Raw genomic sequence first — 19,749 nt, 5'->3', positions numbered from 1 at the left:
TTTTTTTGGGTCTACGGGATGCGCCTGCAGGCGGGGTTCGCCCCGCATGGGCTGAGCGGGTGCCGGCTAGTCATTGTCGCCAAGCAAGTGGGCCATGCATGGCGGCGATGCTGGCTCGAGGTCATCCCTGTCTTCCTGCTGCAGGGCTTCCAGCAGGCGCTCGCGCAGCTGCGCCAGATAGGAAGCGTCGAGTTCGCGGGTGGCCGTCAGCAGCGTCAGGCGCCCGCGGCGTGCCAGTCGCATCAGCGGCAGCAGTTTATGCGGGTGGTCCCGCAGTTCGCCGCGATAGCGGATCTCGAACACCGCACGGCTGATCTCGCCTTGATGGTACTGGCGGCGCAGAGCCTGGCTGGGGGAGGCCTCTCGATACCAGTCGGTCAGCGCCAGTGACTCCCGTCGACATCCTCGGGGCCAGAGCCGGTCGACCAATACCCGCGCGCCGTCGTCGTCGGCCGGGGCCTGGTAGACGCGCTTGATGACGATGTCGTAGCGCATCATGGTGTGCCCTCCAGCTCGATCAGTGCCTCCTGTGCGCTGGTCTGCCAGGGTCCAGGCAATGCTGCCGCCCGCTGCAGCGCCTGTACCGCCTCCTGAGGCTCATCTTGAGAGGCCAGGGTGAGACCCAGGTTGAGCCAGGCGGGGGCGAGCTCAGGATCGTATTGCGTCGCAGCCCTCCAGGCATCGATGGCATCTTCCAACCGGCCTTGCGCGTGATAGGCGTTCGCTTGGCCAAAGCGCGCCATGGCCGCGTCCGGAAAACGCTCCACGACGGCCTCCCAGGCCGGTAACGCATTGCCAGCGCCCTGCACCCGTTCAAAATCGGAGGTGGCCTGGATCGCCTCGCTGGCCGAGAGGGAAACCGGCAGCTGGCCTGGCGGCAGGGCAACGAAGGCCCAGCGATCGGAACGCTGCCAGGTGGCGTCAAAACGCCCAAACTCGGTACTGTCCTGGCGCGTTACGCCCGTGCGTAGTCGCAGCACCTGCTGATTCAGATCGTAGCCATTGACGATGGCGAAGTGCCACAGAGGAAAGGCGGGTAGTGACAGGTTCTGGAGCACCACCACGGGACGCCCGGCGTCGACTTCCTCAAGCAGAGACTCCAGGCGCGGTGCCAGCACAAAGGGGATGCGCCCATGGCGCCGCGTTGCGGCCAGCATTTCCGGCTGGTAGCTGCCCTTGCGCGCCGGGACGTAGATATCCGGGATCAGATCGTCGACGCTGACATCGACGCCAGTATGGTTGAGCGACATGGCCAGGGTCGCCGGTCCGCACTGGTAGTCACGCTGGGGGTGAAAGGGAACGTCGTCCAGCAGTCGCTGGGCCGACAGCGATTGCGTGCGGCGGGTATCCAGGTCGGGTGTAGCGGCACAGCCTGAGAGCACAGCCAACAACGCAAGAGCGCCCGCCAGGCGGGCGCTCGACATGATCACGTGCGAGACAGACATCGGCTTACCGCGTGAACGGATAGACGTCTGTCAGGCCCAGAATGTCAGTGACCAGCAAGATCACGAAAACCGCAAACAGCACACCGATAACGCTGGCGCCGGCAGGCATCTGGTCAAGCTGGTCAGCCATTTGCTGGGCTTCCTGATCGGATAGGGCGGCGACACGCTGTTCGACATCGGCAGGATCGACACCCTGCAGCTCCAGCTGCTGGCGGACATCGTCACGGGCCAGCACGCTGTGGATGCGCTCGCGGGCATCTTGTGTCTGCTGGCTTGCCAGCACGTCGCTGGTGGAGGCCATTGAGACGGCAGTGGCGGCACTGGCGCTGGCGGTGCCAAGGATCAGGCAGACCATCAGGGCAGTACACAGCAGTCGGCGAAGTGTAAGGGTCATAGCGGCTTCCTTGTAGGGCTGGGTGTCTTGTTGAGCGTTCTGTGATGGCGACCGATAGCGACGAACCTCCTGTGCGTCGATATCGCGCGACAGGGGGAGTATAACCAAGATGCACCAGTTTTTTCATGTAGCTAGGAGGGATGAATTCCACGCCCAGGCAACGCCAGTCTGTGCTCAGCGTGGCAAAGCGGAGTCCGTCATGCCCCCGTCAAGGTAAAGCGGTCGTCGTTGCTGACAGCGGCGGCACGCTAGCCCAGGCGAACGCAGTTTCTGCCTTCCTGTTTGGCGCTGTACAGGGCTTGATCAGCACGTCGATACAAGGTGCCGAAGTCGTCGTCGCGATGGCCAGACACCGCAATCCCGATGCTGACGGTCAGCTGCATGCGGTGGGCAGGTTCGGGCAGGGTAAATCGTTCGGTCTCGCAGCGAATGCGTTCAGCCACTACCTCGGCGCTGTGGGCATTGCTGTTGGCGAGCAGCAGGCCAAATTCCTCGCCACCAAGACGCGCCGCCAGGTCCCCGCGGCGAGCCAGGCGTTTGAGCATGATGCCAAAGGCCGCCAGAACATTGTCCCCCGTGGGGTGTCCGAAGGTATCGTTGACCTGTTTGAAGTGGTCGAGGTCGAGCAGCAGCAGCGCCACGGGGCTATCCGGTGGTTGACGCATGGCGAGCTGCCGGTGCACCTGACCCAACCACTGGCGGCGATTGCTGAGCTGCGTCAGTTCGTCGGTCATGGCCAGCTGGCGCAGCGAGTGGCTGTAGCGTCGCAGCCGCAGGCAGGTGATGAGGAGGCCCATGCTAACCGCCAGCACCATGCAGACCAGTAAAATGACGGCCAGCGCCAGGTCGCGATTGGTTTCGATCAAGTGGGCGCCACTCTCGTGCAGGCGTTTGTCCAGCTCGGTGTAGATATCTTCCAGCGCCAGCTCCAGGCGCTCGGCCAGCATCAGGGTTTCCGGCGTCAGGGTGTGTGCCTTGAGGGTATCTGGTGTCAGCGGCTCCGGCGGATGAGACAACGCCTGGGCCAGACGTTGCTGTAGCCCATCGGCCTCACTGAGTTGATCGCTCAAGCTCGAGACATGGAGGGAGAAGTCGTCATCCTGGGGGGCGGCGACCATGGACATGGAGTCACCGAGTCGATGCAGCCGATGGCCAACCAGGACCACTACCTTTTGCATTTCCTCGAAGTAGCTGACGTCGTCACTATCACGAATGTTGAGCAACGCCCGTAGCCGGATCGCTTCTTCCTGGGCCCTGGCGACGTCGACCATCAAGGCATTGTGGTTGGCCCCCAGCAGCTGTCGATTTTCGCCGAGGTGCCAGATCAGCAGCAGAGCGGCCATCGCCAGGACCAGGGTGGCGGCGATGGTCAGGGGCATGATGACGGCCCGCTTGAGGGAGGGGGCGGGAGAGTTCATACGCTGGCGGACCGCTGTTCAGTGGGCAAGAGGGAAGCGGGAATTGCCTCAGTCTACGCCTTCTGCGCCACGCTGCGGGCCACTACCTCTTCTGGGCCTGAACCTGTAGCCCCAGCGGCGACGTCAGTACCCATCACCGTCGCTACCACCAGCACTGATGCAGCGGGCAGGCCCGCTGTCAGCATCGACGGCCCTGGCAACAGAACGGTCAGCAGATCTGCCAGCCGACCGGTCAGACGATCTGACAGTCGTCTGGCAGTCGTCTGGCAGCGTAGAGGCGTCCGTAGCCGACTACTGCGCTACCCGGTAGGCCCAGGGCATTTCGGCCAGCAGGCCACGTCCGCCGGCCAGCGTCAGGGTAAGGTCCTGAATGCCTTGCTCCAGGGGCAGGTCCGCGGCGCCCTTGATGGCCAGGTCAAGGCGCTGAGCGAACATCAGCAGCTTGTGAAGACGTTTCAGCGGCAATCGTCGAATCGCTTCCTGATAGGCGGGTCGTCGACGGTCAAAGATGGGGGGCTTCTGCGCCTTGCAGGCGTGTTCGAAGCTCTGGCCCTGATCGAGGTGCTGATGCAGGGAGAGGAGCGTGCGAATTTCCCGGGTCAGGGCCCACAGGATGATGGGAGGTTCAGTACCCTCGGCCGCCAGGCCAGCCAGGATCCGCAGCACGCGTTCACGTTCTGCCTTGAGGCAGGCATCCACCAGGGTGAATACGTCGTAGCGGGCGCTGCTTTCGACCCCTCCAGCCACCTCCCGTGGCGATACCTGTGTGCCGGCGGGCAGGATCAGGGCGAGCTTCTGCAGCTCCTGGTCTGCTGCCAGCAAGTTACCTTCGGTGCGCTCGCCCAGCAGCCGAGCGGCGTCCATCGACATGGACAGGCCGTGTCGCTGGGCGCGGTCCCTGAGCCAGAAACCTAGACGGGAGGCATCGACCGGCCACACCGGTACAAACAGACCCAGCTTGTCGAGGGCCTTGAACCAGGCGCTTTTCTGCTCTCTGGCATCGAGCTTGGCACAGCTGACCAGCAGTATGTTGTCACTGCCCTGGGCCTGCTCCGCGTACTCCTTCAGCGCCTTGCCACCTTCCTGACCGGGCTTGGCGCTGCCGAGACGCAACTCGATCAGCTTGCGCGAGGCAAACAGCGACATGCTGGCAGCAGATTCGATCAGCCGACCCCAGGCGAAATTGGCTTCCACGTGGAGCACGTCGCGTTCCTCGACGCCGCTGTCCTTGGCCTTGGCTCGTACCAGGTCGCAGGCTTCCATATGCTGCAGAGGTTCATCACCGGCGACGATGATCACCGGGGGAATGGATTTTGCCAGGGCGTCAGGCAGCTTGTCGGCGAAAACCTTCATGAACGACTCAGATTTCCTGGATGGCGCGCAGGCGATCAATCATCTGACGCACGGCCTCGCGGCGGGCATCCTCGAGAGCATCGTTACGCAGTTCGTCCTGGGACAGCAGGTTGTCGTCGGTGATCGAGAATTCCTGGATCACTTCCACCGCCTGGCGGTCCGCCACGTAGGCGCCGTCGCTGGCTCGCTGGATGGAGTATGGCACTCGCAGGACAAGCTCCTGGTCCTGTGAGCCGGTATCCAGCACACCCACCTGACGGGTAATGATATCTTCCCCACCCAGGTTGAGGCGCAGCGGGGCATCGGCGTCGATGCGAGTGCCGAGGTTTTCAAGGCGCGAGGCCAACTGCTTGGCAAAGTCTGTGTCGGCACCTTCCAGCGCCAGGCTGTCGAGAGCCAGCACCTCGCCGCCGACGCCCCTGAGGTGAAAACCGCAACCGGCCAACAAAAGTCCTGCGCCTGAGGCCAGGGCCAGGCCGAGGAAGTCGCGTCGTTGCATGTGAACTCCTTGTCGCGATACGGAGAAGCCGGGGCGGATGCCCCGGCGGTCTGCATTTAGCGTTGAGCCCCGTGCAGGACGGAGCCAGTGCATTCAATTGGCAACGATGTTCACCAGCTTGCCAGGCACGACGATGACCTTGCGCAACGTCTTCCCATCCACGTGACGCTGCACGTTGTCGTTGGCCAGCGCCAGGGCTTCAACCTGGGCCTTGTCGGCGTCTGCGGGCACTTCCAGGCGCGCTCGCAGCTTTCCGTTGACCTGTACCACCAGCTCGATACTGTCGCGAGCGAGGGCGCTGTCGTCCACTTCAGGCCAGCTGGCGTCGATGACGGCGCCTTCGTGGCCCAGTGTCTGCCACAGGGCGTGGCAGGCATGGGGGGTGATCGGCGCCAGCAGCAACACACAGGCCTCGATGGCCTCCCGCTCCACAGCCAGGCCGGCTGGGGAGGTGTCGTTGAACTTGGCGAGCGCGTTGCTCAGCTCCATGACCGCGGCGATGGCGGTGTTGAAGGTGGTGCGACGACCGATGTCGTCACCGGCCTTCTTGATCGTTTCGTGGGTCTTGCGACGCAGTTCCCGCTGGGTGTCATCGAGCGCCTCAAGAGTGGCCTGGTCAAGCGTGCCCGGCGCACCGGCGTCCAGGTGTTCGGAGACCTGGCGCCACAGGCGCTTGAGGAAGCGGTGTGCGCCCTCAACGCCAGAGTCGGACCACTCCAGCGACTGCTCCGGTGGTGCGGCGAACATCATGAACAGGCGCACTGTGTCGGCCCCGAAGCGATCGATCATGGCCTGGGGATCGACACCATTGTTCTTCGACTTGGACATCTTTTCGATGCCGCCCATCTCTACCGGCTGGCCGTCGCTGATCAGGGTGGCGCTAAGCGGACGGCCCTTGTCGTCGCGCTTGACCTCGACGTCGGCCGGGTTGAACCATTCCTTGCCACCGTTGGACTGGGGCCGATAGAAGGTTTCTGCGATGACCATGCCCTGGGTCAGCAGACGCTGGAACGGCTCGTCTGAGTCGACCAGGCCAAAGTCGCGCATCAGCTTATGGAAGAAGCGCGCGTACAGCAGGTGCAGGATGGCGTGTTCGATGCCGCCGATGTAGAGATCGACAGGCAGCCAGTAATTGGCCCGTTCATCCAGCATGGCCTCGGTGTTGTCGGCACAGCAGAAACGGGCGTAGTACCAGGACGACTCCATGAAGGTGTCGAAGGTGTCGGTTTCCCGGGTCCAGCCGTCGCCCAGGTCGCTGAAGGCGGGCATCTTCTTGAGCGGCGAGCCTGACGCGTCCACGGTGACTTCCAGCGGCAGGGCGACCGGCAGTTCGTCATCGGTGAGCGGCACGGTCTGGCCTTCAGGGCCGTACTTGACCGGAATCGGCGCGCCCCAGTAGCGCTGACGAGCGACGCCCCAGTCGCGCAGGCGGTAGTTGGTCTTGACGTTGCCACGGCCCTCCTGCTCGAGGCGAGCGGCGATGGCATCGAAGGCGGCCTGGAAGTCGAGGCCGTCGAACTCACCAGAGTTGATCAGGGGGCCGTGCTCGACCCAGGCGCCTGCGGACAGGTCGGGGGCGTTGCCGTCAGCGTCGGCAATCACCGCGCGGATCGGCAGCTGGTACTTGGTCGCGAACTCCCAGTCGCGCTGGTCGTGGCCAGGCACGGCCATGACGGCGCCGGTGCCATACTCCATCAGCACAAAGTTGGCCACGTATACCGGCACGCGATCGCCGGTCAGCGGATGAATCGCCTCGTAGCCTGTGGCCATGCCACGCTTTTCCATGGTGGCAAGCTCGGCCTCGGACGTTCCCCCCTGGGCACACTCTTCGATAAAGGCGGCCAGTTCGGGCTTGTCGCTGGCTGCCTTGATGGCCAGCGGGTGACCGGCGGCCACGGCCACGTAGGTCACCCCCATCAGCGTGTCAGGACGGGTGGTGTAGACGCGCAGCGGGTCGTCGCCAGCCACATCGAAGGCCAGCTCTACGCCGCGGGACTTGCCGATCCAGTTGCGCTGCATGGTCTTGACCTGCTCAGGCCACTCGACCTTGTCGAGGTCTGCCAGCAGTTCATCTGCGTAGTCGGTGATCTTGAGGAACCACAGCGGGATTTCCTTGCGCTCGACCGGCGCGCCGGAGCGCCAACCGCAGCCATCGATGACCTGTTCGTTGGCCAGGACCGTCTGATCGACCGGATCCCAGTTGACGGTGGACATCTTCTTGTAGACCAGGCCCTTCTCGACCAGCTTGGTGAAGAACCACTGCTCCCAGCGATAGTAGTCGCTGTCGCAGGTGGCGAACTCGCGGTCCCAGTCGTAGGCGAAGCCCAGCGCCTTGAGCTGTGCCCGCATATAGTCGATGTTCTCGTAGGTCCATTTGGCGGGGGGGACCTGGTTCTTGATCGCGGCATTTTCGGCAGGCATGCCAAAGGCGTCCCAGCCCATCGGCTGCATCACATTCTTGCCTTGCATGCGCTGGAAGCGTGTTACCACGTCGCCGATGGTGTAGTTGCGTACATGCCCCATGTGCAGCTTGCCGCTGGGGTAGGGGAACATCGACAGGCAGTAGAACTTTTCCCGGTTCGCGTCCTCTAGTGCCTTGAAGCACTGATTGTCGTTCCAGAATGTCTGAGCGTCGCGTTCGATTTCGTGGGGCTTGTACTGGGCGTCCATCGCGGTCTTCGAGTACCTTGCAATCAAGGCGCGCCCAAGGCGGCGCGCAGGGTGTGGGTATCGTCCGGTGGCAGGGTTGTGCAGAATCAACAGTTAGCGCGGCGACCACCGGCGCGGCAATGATGCACGCAAGGATACCCCAGCTGCCTGGGGTCCGGCTATGGTGGGCCGCTTGTGTTGCGCCTGGTAAGTCCGGGCAGCAACGTTCATCTCAAGGAGGATACGGTCATGAGTGAACAGCATTCCAATCCAGGAGAGCATCGGCTGAGGGACGGCTATGAGCGGATGCTTGCGCGCCTCAAGGAAGGCGCCGAGGACCTGACCTGGGACAACCTGCAGAAGGATCTGGACGACGCGGTCGAGTTCGAGGCAGAGCTTGAGGAATACACCAAGGATGAGCTGGCGCTGCTGCGAGCCTGGGTCGAGCGTGACCTGAGAGACATGCGCCGCTACCTGGCCGCCGGGGGAGAGGGGGTCGCCAGCTGGTTGGGGATTGACCTGACCATTCTGTCGAGAAAGGTGGTGGATTCGCTGTTGTCCATTGCCGACCGCAGCGTCATCGAGCGCGAGAGGCTTGAAGACGACCTGGAGGCGTCCCGTGCCGACTATACGGCGGGCGAACTTGCCGCGCCGGGACGGATGTCCTGCGTGCACTGCGATGCGGCTGTCGAGCTGCACGGCGTCACGCGCATTGAACCATGCCACCAATGCGGGCATCGCTATTTCGTGCGCGCTGCCTGAGGCGTACGGGTGTCGGGTGACGATGCTTGGGCGAAGGGGCGTCGGCCCCTTCGCTGAGTGAATGCGCGCCCTTGCGACCTGGACTGGGCTTAGGCCGCCACGGCGTGGCCGAGCCAGGCGATGGCGGCCAGCACCAGCAGTGACATGACCAGCGCGTAACGCAAGTTGTGTCGCATCATGCGGTAACCGCTGACCCCGTAGCGTCCCTGCAGCGAGAGGTTGATGCCCGACAGTGGGCCGACGCTGGTGCCTACGGCCCAGGAGGCAAGCGCGACAAAGCCAAATAGGGTCTGGTGGGGGCCGTCCAGTTCCAGCATGGAGGCCAGTACCGACACGCCAATGATCGGGTGCAGGCCAGCGATCGCGCTGATGACGATGGCCAGGTAGCTTGAGGCCGCGGCGAGCGCGCCAAACTCGGGGAAGAGCGTCCAGTTGCCCGCCGTTGCCGCATCCACCAGTACCGACAGTCCCTTGGTCAACAGACCGGCACAGAGAAACAGGGTGATCTCCCCGCGCATGCCCGGCAGTCGGTAGTGGAAGTGCCGGACCATGCGTTCGCGGGCCACGCTCAGTCCCCGTGCAAGATTCGTCACGATAGCCAGTAGGGGCATAAGAAAGGTGATGATGCTGACGATCGTCAGTGACGGTGTCACGACGAAGTGGAACAACATGACCAGGACGGCGATGACGGCCGGCATCAACAGGCTAGCAGGGGATAGTGAGAAGCCTGGCACCGTCGACACGTCGAAGCGACGTGACAGTTCAATCACGCTGTAGAGCCCTCCAGCGAAGGCCAGCGGAAGGCCAACGCTGAGCAGGGTGGTGTACTGGAGTGACGGCGCCAGGGACAGCACGACACCCATGGCGGCGAAGAAGGGTGACCACAGCGCTGCGCTGGACAATCCACGGTTGAGCCCAAGCAGTTGAGGCTCCGACAAAGGGCCGCGCCGCTCAAGGCGATCACCGACCATGAAGACGGTGGACAGATTGAGGATGCCACCGAGCAGATGGACCCCTAGCCAGGTCCCGATCAACCCCCTGCGACCCGTGACGGGCTGACTTGTGGGCTCGCGCGTTGGCGGGCGTCCGATCAGCGCGATGAAGCTGACGCCGGTCAACATGGCCACCACGAAGGCGTTACCGTCCAGCAACGTCATCAGCGCTGGGCGCGCATCGAACAGCGTCATTGCCACGGCCAGAAAGAGGACGCCGAGTAGCGCCAGAACACCCGCCTGCCACTGGTTTCGCCGAGGGATATCCGGCCATAGCAGGGCGCTGGCGAGCCAGAACGGGAGGCTGACGCTCACGCTCGGCAGCCATGGCGCCAGCATGCTCGCAACCTGCATGGCCAAGCCGGTAAGCAGCAGTAGCGCCGCCAGGCGATGGCGCAAGGGGGGCAGCGGAGGCGTGTTCGCGGCGGATGAGGTGTGCATGCCTGAGTCCCTTTGGCGTTGGTGGTCCTGTTGGGTCGAGTGACGAAGTGGGTCGAGTGACGAGTTCGGTGTGCTGGCAAGGTGCGCTGTCATGAAGGGAGGCACCTTACGACGACCAGGTGTCAATCGGCAGCGGCAGCAGGCGTTTCTGCATGCGTGTCAAACAGCTCCAGCAGTGAGCGGGCCGCATTGGAGAGCGTCCGGTCCCGGTGGGTCAGGTAGCCGAGGGGACGATGGATAGGCTGGGCGTCTGGCATCAGTCTAACGAGCCGTCCATCGACAATCTCGCGCCTGACCATGGAGTCCGGCAAGAGGGTCCAGCCTAGCCCAGCGGTAGCCATCATTTTCAGCGTTTCCAGATAGTTGGTCGACTGTCCTACGGTAGGCACCAGGCCATGGGCGGCCAGCCGCTCGAGGATCAGCTGCCGGGTGAAGGTCAGCGGGCCCGGCAGAAGTGCGTCGTGGCGTGCCAGGGACGCCAGGTCCAGCGGGTGCTCTCGAGACAGCGGATGTTCAGGAGACGCGACAAAGCTCAGCTCGTCCGTCCACAGTTGGCGAGCATGCAGCTGGCTGTCTGGCGCGGCAGACAGCGTGACCAGTGCGACCTCGATGTCGCCGTCCAGCACGCCCTGATAGGCCTGTTCCGAGTCCAGAAAGCGCAGGTCCAGCCGCACCTTGGGAAAACGCCTGACGTAGTCCTCCAGAATAGGCGGCAAGCGGTGAAGGCCAATGTGATGGCTGGTCGCTAGAATCAGGGCGCCCGAGACATCGCCGGTAAGATTGCCAAGCGCCCGGCGACTGTCGTCGACCATGACCAGGATCTGGCGCGCCCTGGGCAATAGCAGGCGTCCCGCTTCGGTCAGGCTGACGCGCCTGCCGATACGGTCGAACAGGCGCGCACGGGTCAGGGTTTCCAGGGTGGCGATGCGCTTGCTGACAGCCGGCTGCGTCAGATGCAGCTGTTCCGCGGCGCGAGAGAAGCTGCCGCTGTCCGCCACCGCCAGGAACGCCTGCAGACTTTGCGTATCCATGACGGGCTCCAGAAAAAGATGTATTCCATACAGGAATCGTTTGAATAAATAACATGAATTGATTTTATTGGCGAGTGGCGCGAGACTCGTTCTATCGCCAGCGCGACGTGCCCGGCTAGCCCGGCAGAATGACCCGGCAGCATGACCCGACAGGGCACCTGGTTGTGATAACCCGACCCGGTCACAGCACAAGCCACTGGGCAGTGGCACTGAAAAGATCAGCGATACCCTTACACCGTGGCAGCACGCAGAGAGGCATGACACACGGATACCGAGCCAGCCGACATGGCGGTCCGTGGCAAGCCTCCGCAACGCTTAGACAGACCTTGACGCAAACGCTCGAGGCAGGACTTGAGGCAGGAGATTCCGCATGGCAGGCCAGACGCTTTACGACAAGTTGTGGCAGCAGCACTTGGTGAAAGAGCGCGACGACGGCACGGCGCTGATCTACATTGATCGGCAGCTGCTCCACGAGGTGACCTCGCCCCAGGCGTTCGAGGGGCTCAGGATCGCCGGTCGCCAGCCCTGGCGCCTGGATGCCAACCTGGCAACCCCCGATCACAACGTGCCAACGACCGTAAAAGAGCGGGCTGAGGGCAATACCGGAATCAAGGATCCAGTGTCGTTGATCCAGGTCCAGACGCTGGATGACAACTGCGATGCGTTTGGCATCGAGGAATTCCGCATCAATGATCCGCGTCAAGGCATCGTGCATGTGGTCGGCCCTGAGCAGGGTGCAACCCTGCCCGGCATGACCGTGGTGTGTGGTGACTCTCACACGGCCACCCATGGCGCCTTTGCCGCGCTCGCCCACGGGATCGGCACCTCTGAGGTCGAGCACGTGCTGGCGACCCAGTGTCTGCTGGCGCAGAAGATGAAGAATATGCAGGTGCGTGTCGAGGGCGCCTTGGGTCAGGGCGTCACCGCCAAGGACGTGGTGCTTGCCATCATCGGCGAGATCGGCACCGCTGGCGGTACCGGGTATGCGATCGAGTTTGCGGGTAGTGCGATCCAGAGCCTGACCATGGAAGGGCGCATGACAGTCTGCAACATGGCCATCGAGGCAGGAGCACGGGTTGGGCTGATTGCCGTCGACGATACCACCATCGACTATCTCGCCGGACGTCCCTTCGCACCTACCGCCGAGCAGTGGGAGGCAGCGGTGGCTGACTGGCGCCAGCTGGTGTCTGATGCCGATGCCGTCTTCGACAAGGTAGTGACCATCGCCGCCGAGAGCATCGAGCCTCAGGTCAGCTGGGGTACCAGCCCGGAAATGGTGACCGGAATCAGTGGCGAGGTGCCGGATCCCGCTCAGACGGCAGACGACACCGCACGCACCGGCATCACCCGTGCGCTGGAATACATGGGCCTTGCGCCACGTCAGAAGATTACCGATATCCGGCTCGACAAGGTATTCATCGGCTCCTGCACCAACTCGCGCATCGAGGATTTGCGCGAAGCGGCCAAGGTGGCCCGTGGCCGCAAGGTGGCGGACAGCGTTCAGCTGGCCATGGTCGTGCCCGGCTCCGGTCTGGTGAAACGTCAGGCCGAACAGGAAGGTCTCGACAAGGTATTTATCGAGGCGGGCTTTGAATGGCGCGAGCCCGGCTGTTCCATGTGCCTGGCGATGAATGCCGACAAGCTGGGTGCGGGAGAGCATTGTGCCTCCACCTCCAACCGTAACTTCGAAGGTCGCCAAGGGTATGGCGGTCGCACCCACCTGGTGAGCCCGGCCATGGCCGCCGCCGCTGCGATCGCCGGACACTTTGTCGACGTGCGCAGCTTTGATTCCACTACCGCTCGCCAGGAGGCCTGAGCCATGCAAAAGTTCGAACGCCTCGAAGGTCTGGTGGCGCCAATGGATCGCGCCAATGTCGACACCGACCTGATTATTCCCAAGCAGTTTCTCAAGTCGATCAAGCGCACCGGCTTTGGCGTCAACCTGTTTGACGAACTGCGCTACCTGGACGAAGGGCAGCCGGGTCAGGACGTCAGTCAGCGTCCCTTGAATCCGGACTTCGTGCTCAATCAGCCGCGCTACCAGGGGGCCAAGGTGTTGCTTGCGCGCCGTAACTTTGGTTGCGGGAGTTCGCGCGAGCATGCGCCCTGGGCGCTGGAGGACTTCGGCTTCCGCGTTGTCATCGCGCCGAGCTTTGCCGATATCTTCTACAACAATGCCTTCAAGAACGGCATCCTGTTGATCACGTTGGGTGAAGATCAGGTGGATCGTCTGTTTGCTGAAGTGCACGCCAACGAGGGGTACTGCCTCGATGTGGATCTTGAGCACCAGCGGGTGACGACACCCAGTGGCGAGATTCTCGAGTTCGAGGTAGATGCGTTCCGTAAGCACTGTCTGCTTGAAGGGCTGGATGACATTGGCATCACCCTCCAGGATGAAGACGCCATCGCGGCCTTTGAGTCTCGCCATCGGGCCGCTCGTCCGTGGCTGTTCCGCGAGCCCGCCAAGGCCTAGGCGATTTACCGCCCGGCCTGGAGCAGGCCGGGTGACTGTTTGCACTGTCTCAGGAATACATGGTTATGACCCGCAAGATTCTTGTCCTTCCCGGTGATGGCATCGGACCGGAAATTACCGCCCAGGCCACTCGCGTGCTGGACGCCCTGAAGGCGAAAGGGCTGGACGTCGAGGTCGAGCAGGGGCTGGTGGGTGGTGGTGCCTATGACGTGCATGGGGTGCCGCTGCCTGACGAGACGCTGTCCAAGGCGCGACAGGCCGACGCCATTCTGCTGGGGGCGGTGGGAGGCCCTCAGTGGGATACCATCGAGGACCTCAGCAAGCGCCCGGAGAAGGGGCTCCTGGGCCTGCGCAAGGAGCTGGGCCTGTTCGGCAACCTGCGCCCCGCGATCCTGTATCCGCAGCTGGCAGAAGCCTCAACGCTCAAGCCCGACGTTGTGTCTGGGCTCGACATCATGATCGTGCGTGAACTGACGGGCGGGATCTACTTCGGTCAGCCCCGTGGTGTCGAAGAACGTGGCGGTGAGCGGGTCGGTTTCAATACCTATGTGTACAGCGAAAGCGAGATCGAGCGCATCGGGCGTGTCGCGTTCGAGATGGCTCAGAAGCGCGGCAAGAAACTGTGCAGCGTGGATAAGGCCAACGTGCTGGAAGTCACCATTCTGTGGCGTGAGGTCATGGAGCGTCTGGCACCAGAGTATCCCGATGTCGAGCTGTCCCACATGTACGTGGACAACGCGGCCATGCAGCTGGTGCGTGCGCCCAAGCAGTTTGATGTGGTGGTAACCGGCAACATGTTCGGCGATATTCTGTCGGACGCCGCCGCCATGCTGACGGGATCCATCGGCATGCTGCCTTCAGCGTCTCTCAATGAATCCGGTCAGGGCATGTATGAGCCTTGTCACGGTAGTGCCCCGGATATCGCCGGCAAGGGCATCGCCAACCCGCTGGCCACGATTCTGTCGGTGGCGATGATGTTGCGCTACTCTCTTAATGAGCCAGCCATGGCTGAGCGCATCGAGGCGGCGGTGGGCAAGGTGCTGGATCAGGGGCTTCGCACGGCGGATATCGCCTACCCGGGCACCCGCCAGGTCAGCACTGCCGAGATGGGTGACGCGGTGCTCGCCGCACTGGACTGAGCGAGAGCGGAACACAACGCTGAGCGAGGGGCCATCGGCGTCTCGCGAGGGTGAAGCGGAAAGCCTACCGGCAGCATCTGAAAGGTGCTGCCGGTTTCTGTATAATGATTGTCTCACTCGATTTCTAGAGGACTTCACATGTTGAAAGTCGGTTTCGTCGGTTGGCGTGGCATGGTGGGTTCCGTGCTCATGCAGCGGATGGTGGAAGATGGGGATTTCAACGGCATCGAGCCGGTGTTCTTCACCACCTCCCAGGTTGGTCAGGCCGGCCCCGACGTAGGTGTGGACGTGCCTCCGCTGAAAGACGCCTTCGATATCGAGGCGTTGAAGGCGCTGGACGTGATCATCACCTGTCAGGGCGGTGACTACACCAAGAAGGTCTATGAGGACCTGCGTGGCGGTGGCTGGAAGGGCTACTGGATTGACGCTGCCAGCACCCTGCGCATGAGCGATGATGCCACCATCGTGCTTGATCCGGTCAACCGCAAGGTGATTGACGCTCAGCTTGATGCTGGCGCGAAGACCTTTGTCGGCGGTAACTGTACCGTCAGCTTGATGCTGATGGGCCTTGGCGGTCTGTTCGAAGCCGATATGATCGAATGGATGACGTCCATGACCTATCAGGCGGCGTCAGGCTCCGGTGCCAAGCACATGCGCGAACTGCTCAACCAGATGGGCGGATTGCGTGACAGCGTGGCCAGCGAGCTGGCCGATCCCGCCAGCGCGATTCTGGATATCGATCGCAAGGTCACTGCGGCCATGCGCTCCGGCGAGATTCCGACGGACAACTTTGGTGCACCGCTGGCCGGTAGCCTGTTGCCGTGGATCGACTCCAAGCTCGACAATGGTCAGAGCCGCGAGGAGTGGAAGGGCTTCGTCGAGACCAACAAGATTCTCGGTCGCCAGGACGCGCCGGTGCCGATCGATGGCCTGTGCGTCCGTATCGGTGCCATGCGCTCCCACAGCCAGGCGTTCACCATCAAGCTGCGCCAGGATGTACCGCTGGATGAGATCGAAGAGCGCATTGCTGCCCACAACGAGTGGGTCAGCGTCATTCCCAATGACAAGGACGCCACCATCGACGGGCTGACGCCGACCGCGGCAACCGGCACGTTGAACATCCCGGTGGGACGTCTGCGCAAGCTGAACATGGGCGGCGAGTATCTTAGCGCCTTCAGCGTGGGTGACCAGCTGCTGTGGGGGGCCGCCGAGCCGCTCAAGCGGATGCTCAAGGTGCTGCGCGAACGCTAAGACTGGCGTCAAGGCAGTGGACAAGATAGTGACAAGTATCGGGGCACCTCAGGGTGCCCCGATTTGTTGCGAATTACTCGATGTTGAGCTGCCCGTTGGCGATCAGCTGATGAAGGAAGTCGTTGCCGTCTCCTGAGTAGTCGATCTGTCCTGTCAGAACAATCCGCTGATCAGCGTTACTCCCATCCAAGTGAATGCCGCCGTCCGTCTTGATCGCCAGTTCTACTCGGTTGTGTTCCCCGCTTGCCACAACGTAGTCTTCGACGCTGCCGTTGCTGGCATCCACCAGCAGATCTGCCAGGTTAAGTCTGTCAGCATTTGCATCGACACCGAAGTGCCCCGACCGGAATCCCTTGACCTCATCCAGCGCAGGTTGATCGGTCGTCCCTTGGTTTGCGGTGCGCCACTCATAGGTGTCGGCGCCGAGCTCACCAATCAGTATGTCGTTGCCGCTTCCTCCGATAAGGAGATCGTCACCGCCTCCACCTATCAGGACGTCATCGCCATTCGCTCCCGCAAGGATGTCATTGCCACCATCGACGCGGCCGATGTCCCTTAGCTGTTGGTAGTGCTCTCTGACGTAGTGGATGATGTCATCCTCCGTCGGAACCGTCCCGTCGTTCACGGCCCAGCGTAGATATTCGGTCAATCCCGCATAGCCTAGCCCGTCGTGGCTGCCAGCCGAAAAGGCGACGCCTGAGTCCTGATTGATCCACGACAAGTGATCTGTGTTCAGGGTATCCCCGAAGATCACATCATTACCCTGGGTGCCATTCAGCCTGTCACTGCCTACTACCAGCGGAGCTACCGTCGTGCTGTCGTTTTGCAATGCTGCGTCGAGTTCGGTGACACTAGTAATTCGCTGTGGTTGTCCAACCATGCCAGAGACCTGGCCATCTTCCAGAGTCAGTGTCTCACGGCCGGTCTGGCCGGTATTGTCAAAGAACTGCAGTTGTTGCTCCTTGGCCAGGAAGCTGACGCCTATGGCGTGAACCTCGGAGAAATCCGACAATTCCTTGAAGGCGGCAATACTCTGCCCCATGACGACGCGCGTCGTGGACATGCCATCGCCAGGAGTCACTGCTTCACCCGCATTGTTCAAGTAACTGTTGGGCCGGCCGTCGGTCAAGAAGTAGCTCAGGTTATCGAAGCCGTTGTGACTCACTCGCTCAAAGAAGTCGCTGGCATCTGCAAAGGCGGACTCAAAATTGGTGCCGTTCTGGGTGGCGATGTGGTTGATGAAGGAGAGGGCTCTGGCAACATCTTCCGTGCCAAGATGGTTGATTTGAAGGGTGTCACTGAGCTCACGGTTAAAGGTGATCAGGCGCAGATTGATGGTGCCTTCATGATCTGCGAGCTGCCGAATCAGCGAGCGGAGTGAGCGCTGCACCAGTTCAAGTCGAGTGTAGCCGCCCTCAGCCTCTCTCTGCATGCTCTGAGAGGCATCGATCATGATCGCGACATTGTAGTCGCCCCCTTGCACGATATGTTGCTGAGTGCCGCCGATATCCCCGATCAAGACGTCACTGCCCGCATCGCCGGTCATGCTGTTGTCGTCGTTGCCACCGACCCGGAGGACGTCGTCCGCCGCAAGGACACGCACGGCCACTTTGGCGGCGCTGCTATCTCCATCACGATCCATGAGGGTGTAGGAAAGCGTTGCAGTGCCATCGAAAGCCGGGTTGGCGGTGAAGGTCAGGCTGCCATCGGCATTGATCCTGACTTCACCGATAGCAGAACCGCCGTCGACGCTGGCGCTGGTAATGCGATCCAGGCCGTCAGCGCCGGGAGAGTCGTTGGCCAGCACATCGATGATGAGGGGGGCGCCCGCGTCGGCGCTGGCAACATCATCGCTCGCCTCGGGGCTATCGTCGTTGACCAGGACATTGAGAACGCCTGACGCGCTGTCGCCATCGCGGTCGGTGATGGTGTAGCCAATGGCGAAAGGGATGTCGTCCTCGGCGTCAGTCACGGCATGGTCCAAGGGGCCGTGCAGTGTCACTGAGTAGCTGCCGCTGGCAACATCCGTCAGCTGGATCGATATCACCTGCTGCCCGTGAACGTCGGTACCCAAGACAACAAGGCCGTTGTCCTCAAGAGCCCAGGCCACGGGATGGCCTCCAGAGGTGATGGAGGGAAGACCGTCAGTAGACCAGAGGAAGCTGCCAAAGCCATCGTTGCCGATGTGATAGCCAAGCTGGCCTACGGCAACGACGGTTTGACCAGGGGTATCCCCGATACCACCAGCAAGACCATTCGCGAGCCCATCCTCGTCAACGGCCGCCACGGGAGCACTGGTCTCCGGGTTTCCATCTGTCTCGGGTGTAATAGGCCTGTCGTCGGGGGCACTAACCTGGATGGAGAGCTGGCCATCGACCGGGTCGCCATCCGCGTCTGTCACCGTGTAGTCGACGATGGCCGTACCGCTAAAGTGCGTATTTGGGACAAACCACAGGCTGCCGTCCGGCAAAGAGACGAGTGTCCCAATATCGCTGCCGCCTTGAACGCTGGCACTAACGAGCTGACCAGGACCATCGGCACCAAAGGAAACGCCGTCGAACACGTCGATAGCAATGGATGTGCCGCTATCCGTTGTTATAAGACGATGACGTGAGACGGGGGTATCGTCATCGATGATGATTTCCAGCCGGCCTGTTGCGGTGTCGCCGTCCCCATCAGTGATGACGTAGTCAAGATCGAAGGAGATATCGTCCTCGACGATGCCTCGTGGGTGATCCAGGGGGGCGAGTAGTTGAATGTCGTAGCGCCCCACGGACACGTCTATGAGTCGTATGTGAATCACTGGCGTGTCCTGGTGTCTACTGCCAGTGATCGTTTGACCGTCGTCACTAATGGTCCAGGTGACAGGGTGTCCCGCCGAGGTCAGGCTGGGAAGTGAGCGAGAGACCCACTGGAATCCGCCTTGGCCATCTTGTCCGAAATGATAGCCAAGCACTCCTCCGTCGATAGTGTTTTCGCCGATAACGTCGTTAAGGCCGCCGGCAATTCCGGATGCCAATCCATCCTCGTCAACCACCGCCCGAGCGTGCTCAGTGTCGGGCTCGCAGTCGGAATAGGGCGTCTTGGAACGATCGTTGTGAGCCTCGCTTCGGGAGAGGCCTGATGTCTCGAGCAGAGTGTCCGAGGCAGCGCCTTCGAGGCCAAGCAGTTTCACTGGTAGCAGTGAAGTGGTGTCAGGAGCGTCGATAGGTAACTCAGTGCTCATGAAATATCCTCGGATAGTAGGTTTTTTTCGGCGGTAGAAAACTAAACCTATATCAAGGAATAGAAAGGTGAGTACTGTACCGGTGTTCAGGTATCGTGAGATAGAGCAGGGAAAGTAATGTGTTGGAGCATATTTCTAACGATAGTATGCATATTCGGCTAGTATTATTTTGCAGATTGATCGTGCTATACGTTGGCTTATTTCGTCTTTTTTTCGCCGTAGTGATCGTGAGGTGCTGTAGGGAGTGATGCATGAGGAAGGCGAAAAGAAAGCTCCCGCTAAGCGAGAGCTTTCGGTCAGGGACAAGATATATAGGTAAATTAACGATGAAGACGAGAGTGGCTAGTGTTATTCAACTTCAAGCTGTCCTCTACTGATAAGGTTCGACAAGAAGCTGGTGCTCGAATCTCCCTCCATATCGACCCCAATCAGTGTGATAACTTGCTCAGCACCCTCGCCATCATCACCAATGCCGCCACGGGTCTTGACAGAAAGAACGGTATCCTCACCCTCCTGATGTGCGCGCACGTAGTCGTCGACATCTTGTGCGGTGGCATCTTGAAGAAGGTCAGAGATGTCCAGCTTGTCAGCATTCTCATCAACGCCAAAGGTCCCTAGCGTGAAATCTTTGATGACGTCTGTGCTGGGTAACGTCACGGTACCTGCGTCACCTAGC

General features: G+C 61.7%; 16 protein-coding genes. 5 read left to right on the top strand and 11 right to left on the bottom strand.

Annotated features, from left to right (window positions below):
* Positions 1 to 66: 66 nt before the first annotated feature.
* From KUV72_RS12360 to leuS, 7 genes are all read right to left on the bottom strand, one after another.
* Positions 67 to 498 carry a DUF488 domain-containing protein gene (locus KUV72_RS12360; RefSeq protein WP_409995892.1) on the bottom strand — a complete coding sequence of 144 codons (432 nt, stop codon included), beginning with the start codon at positions 496 to 498 and terminating at the stop codon, positions 67 to 69.
* Positions 495 to 1,445 carry a PA2778 family cysteine peptidase gene (locus KUV72_RS12355; RefSeq protein WP_222238626.1) on the bottom strand — a complete coding sequence of 317 codons (951 nt, stop codon included), beginning with the start codon at positions 1,443 to 1,445 and terminating at the stop codon, positions 495 to 497. The genes KUV72_RS12360 and KUV72_RS12355 overlap by 4 nt, the downstream gene beginning before the upstream one ends.
* 4 nt (positions 1,446 to 1,449) lie before the next feature.
* Positions 1,450 to 1,839: a PA2779 family protein gene (locus tag KUV72_RS12350; RefSeq protein ID WP_222238625.1), complete on the bottom strand. Its 390-nt coding sequence runs from the start codon at positions 1,837 to 1,839 to the stop codon at positions 1,450 to 1,452.
* A gap of 248 nt (positions 1,840 to 2,087) precedes the next feature.
* Positions 2,088 to 3,257, bottom strand: coding sequence for a GGDEF domain-containing protein (locus KUV72_RS12345; protein ID WP_206943249.1), 1,170 nt, complete (start codon positions 3,255 to 3,257; stop codon positions 2,088 to 2,090).
* Positions 3,258 to 3,548: 291 nt separating this feature from the next.
* Positions 3,549 to 4,610, bottom strand: a complete 1,062-nt coding sequence (gene holA / locus KUV72_RS12340; RefSeq protein WP_222238624.1) for a DNA polymerase III subunit delta — start codon at positions 4,608 to 4,610, stop codon at positions 3,549 to 3,551.
* Positions 4,611 to 4,617: 7 nt separating this feature from the next.
* Positions 4,618 to 5,109 (bottom strand): LPS assembly lipoprotein LptE, encoded by a 492-nt coding sequence (lptE, locus tag KUV72_RS12335; protein ID WP_222163430.1) that lies wholly within the window; start codon positions 5,107 to 5,109, stop codon positions 4,618 to 4,620.
* Positions 5,110 to 5,202: 93 nt separating this feature from the next.
* Complete coding sequence (gene leuS, locus KUV72_RS12330; RefSeq protein ID WP_222238623.1) at positions 5,203 to 7,779, bottom strand: leucine--tRNA ligase; 2,577 nt, start codon at positions 7,777 to 7,779, stop codon at positions 5,203 to 5,205.
* A gap of 228 nt (positions 7,780 to 8,007) precedes the next feature.
* Between leuS and KUV72_RS12325 the strand changes: the two genes are divergently transcribed.
* Positions 8,008 to 8,520: a zinc ribbon-containing protein gene (locus KUV72_RS12325; RefSeq protein ID WP_206943242.1), complete on the top strand. Its 513-nt coding sequence runs from the start codon at positions 8,008 to 8,010 to the stop codon at positions 8,518 to 8,520.
* A gap of 89 nt (positions 8,521 to 8,609) precedes the next feature.
* Here KUV72_RS12325 and KUV72_RS12320 read toward each other — a convergent pair whose 3' ends face one another.
* Positions 8,610 to 9,953: a hypothetical protein gene (locus KUV72_RS12320; protein WP_222238622.1), complete on the bottom strand. Its 1,344-nt coding sequence runs from the start codon at positions 9,951 to 9,953 to the stop codon at positions 8,610 to 8,612.
* A 122-nt stretch (positions 9,954 to 10,075) separates the two neighbouring features.
* A complete protein-coding gene (locus tag KUV72_RS12315; RefSeq protein ID WP_206943238.1) occupies positions 10,076 to 10,984 on the bottom strand; it encodes a LysR family transcriptional regulator in 909 nt (302 codons plus the stop codon).
* Positions 10,985 to 11,354: 370 nt separating this feature from the next.
* Here KUV72_RS12315 and leuC point away from each other — a divergent pair, with 370 nt between their 5' ends.
* The 4 genes from leuC to asd all read left to right on the top strand — a co-directional run bounded on the left by leuC (position 11,355) and on the right by asd (position 15,847).
* Positions 11,355 to 12,800, top strand: coding sequence for a 3-isopropylmalate dehydratase large subunit (leuC, locus tag KUV72_RS12310; RefSeq protein ID WP_222238621.1), 1,446 nt, complete (start codon positions 11,355 to 11,357; stop codon positions 12,798 to 12,800).
* Between the two features lie 3 nt (positions 12,801 to 12,803).
* Positions 12,804 to 13,457 carry a 3-isopropylmalate dehydratase small subunit gene (gene leuD, locus KUV72_RS12305; RefSeq protein WP_206943234.1) on the top strand — a complete coding sequence of 218 codons (654 nt, stop codon included), beginning with the start codon at positions 12,804 to 12,806 and terminating at the stop codon, positions 13,455 to 13,457.
* Positions 13,458 to 13,522: 65 nt separating this feature from the next.
* Positions 13,523 to 14,596, top strand: coding sequence for a 3-isopropylmalate dehydrogenase (leuB, locus tag KUV72_RS12300; RefSeq protein WP_206943232.1), 1,074 nt, complete (start codon positions 13,523 to 13,525; stop codon positions 14,594 to 14,596).
* A 138-nt stretch (positions 14,597 to 14,734) separates the two neighbouring features.
* The gene (asd, locus tag KUV72_RS12295; protein ID WP_222238620.1) at positions 14,735 to 15,847 is read left to right on the top strand and encodes an aspartate-semialdehyde dehydrogenase; all 1,113 of its coding nucleotides are present in this window, start codon (positions 14,735 to 14,737) and stop codon (positions 15,845 to 15,847) included.
* Positions 15,848 to 15,920: 73 nt separating this feature from the next.
* Here the strand turns inward: asd and KUV72_RS12290 are convergent, their stop codons facing one another.
* The gene (locus KUV72_RS12290; RefSeq protein ID WP_222238619.1) at positions 15,921 to 19,073 is read right to left on the bottom strand and encodes an Ig-like domain-containing protein; all 3,153 of its coding nucleotides are present in this window, start codon (positions 19,071 to 19,073) and stop codon (positions 15,921 to 15,923) included.
* A 348-nt stretch (positions 19,074 to 19,421) separates the two neighbouring features.
* Positions 19,422 to 19,749 (bottom strand): type I secretion C-terminal target domain-containing protein (locus KUV72_RS12285; protein WP_222238618.1); only part of this gene is annotated, 328 nt, incomplete at its 5' end.

Origin of the sequence: Halomonas sp. DP4Y7-1, assembly GCF_019800705.1 — a bacterium.
Lineage (GTDB): Bacteria > Pseudomonadota > Gammaproteobacteria > Pseudomonadales > Halomonadaceae > Halomonas > Halomonas litopenaei_A.
Note: the sequence above shows the minus strand (reverse complement) of the source record. Positions and strands in the feature narration are given on the sequence as shown.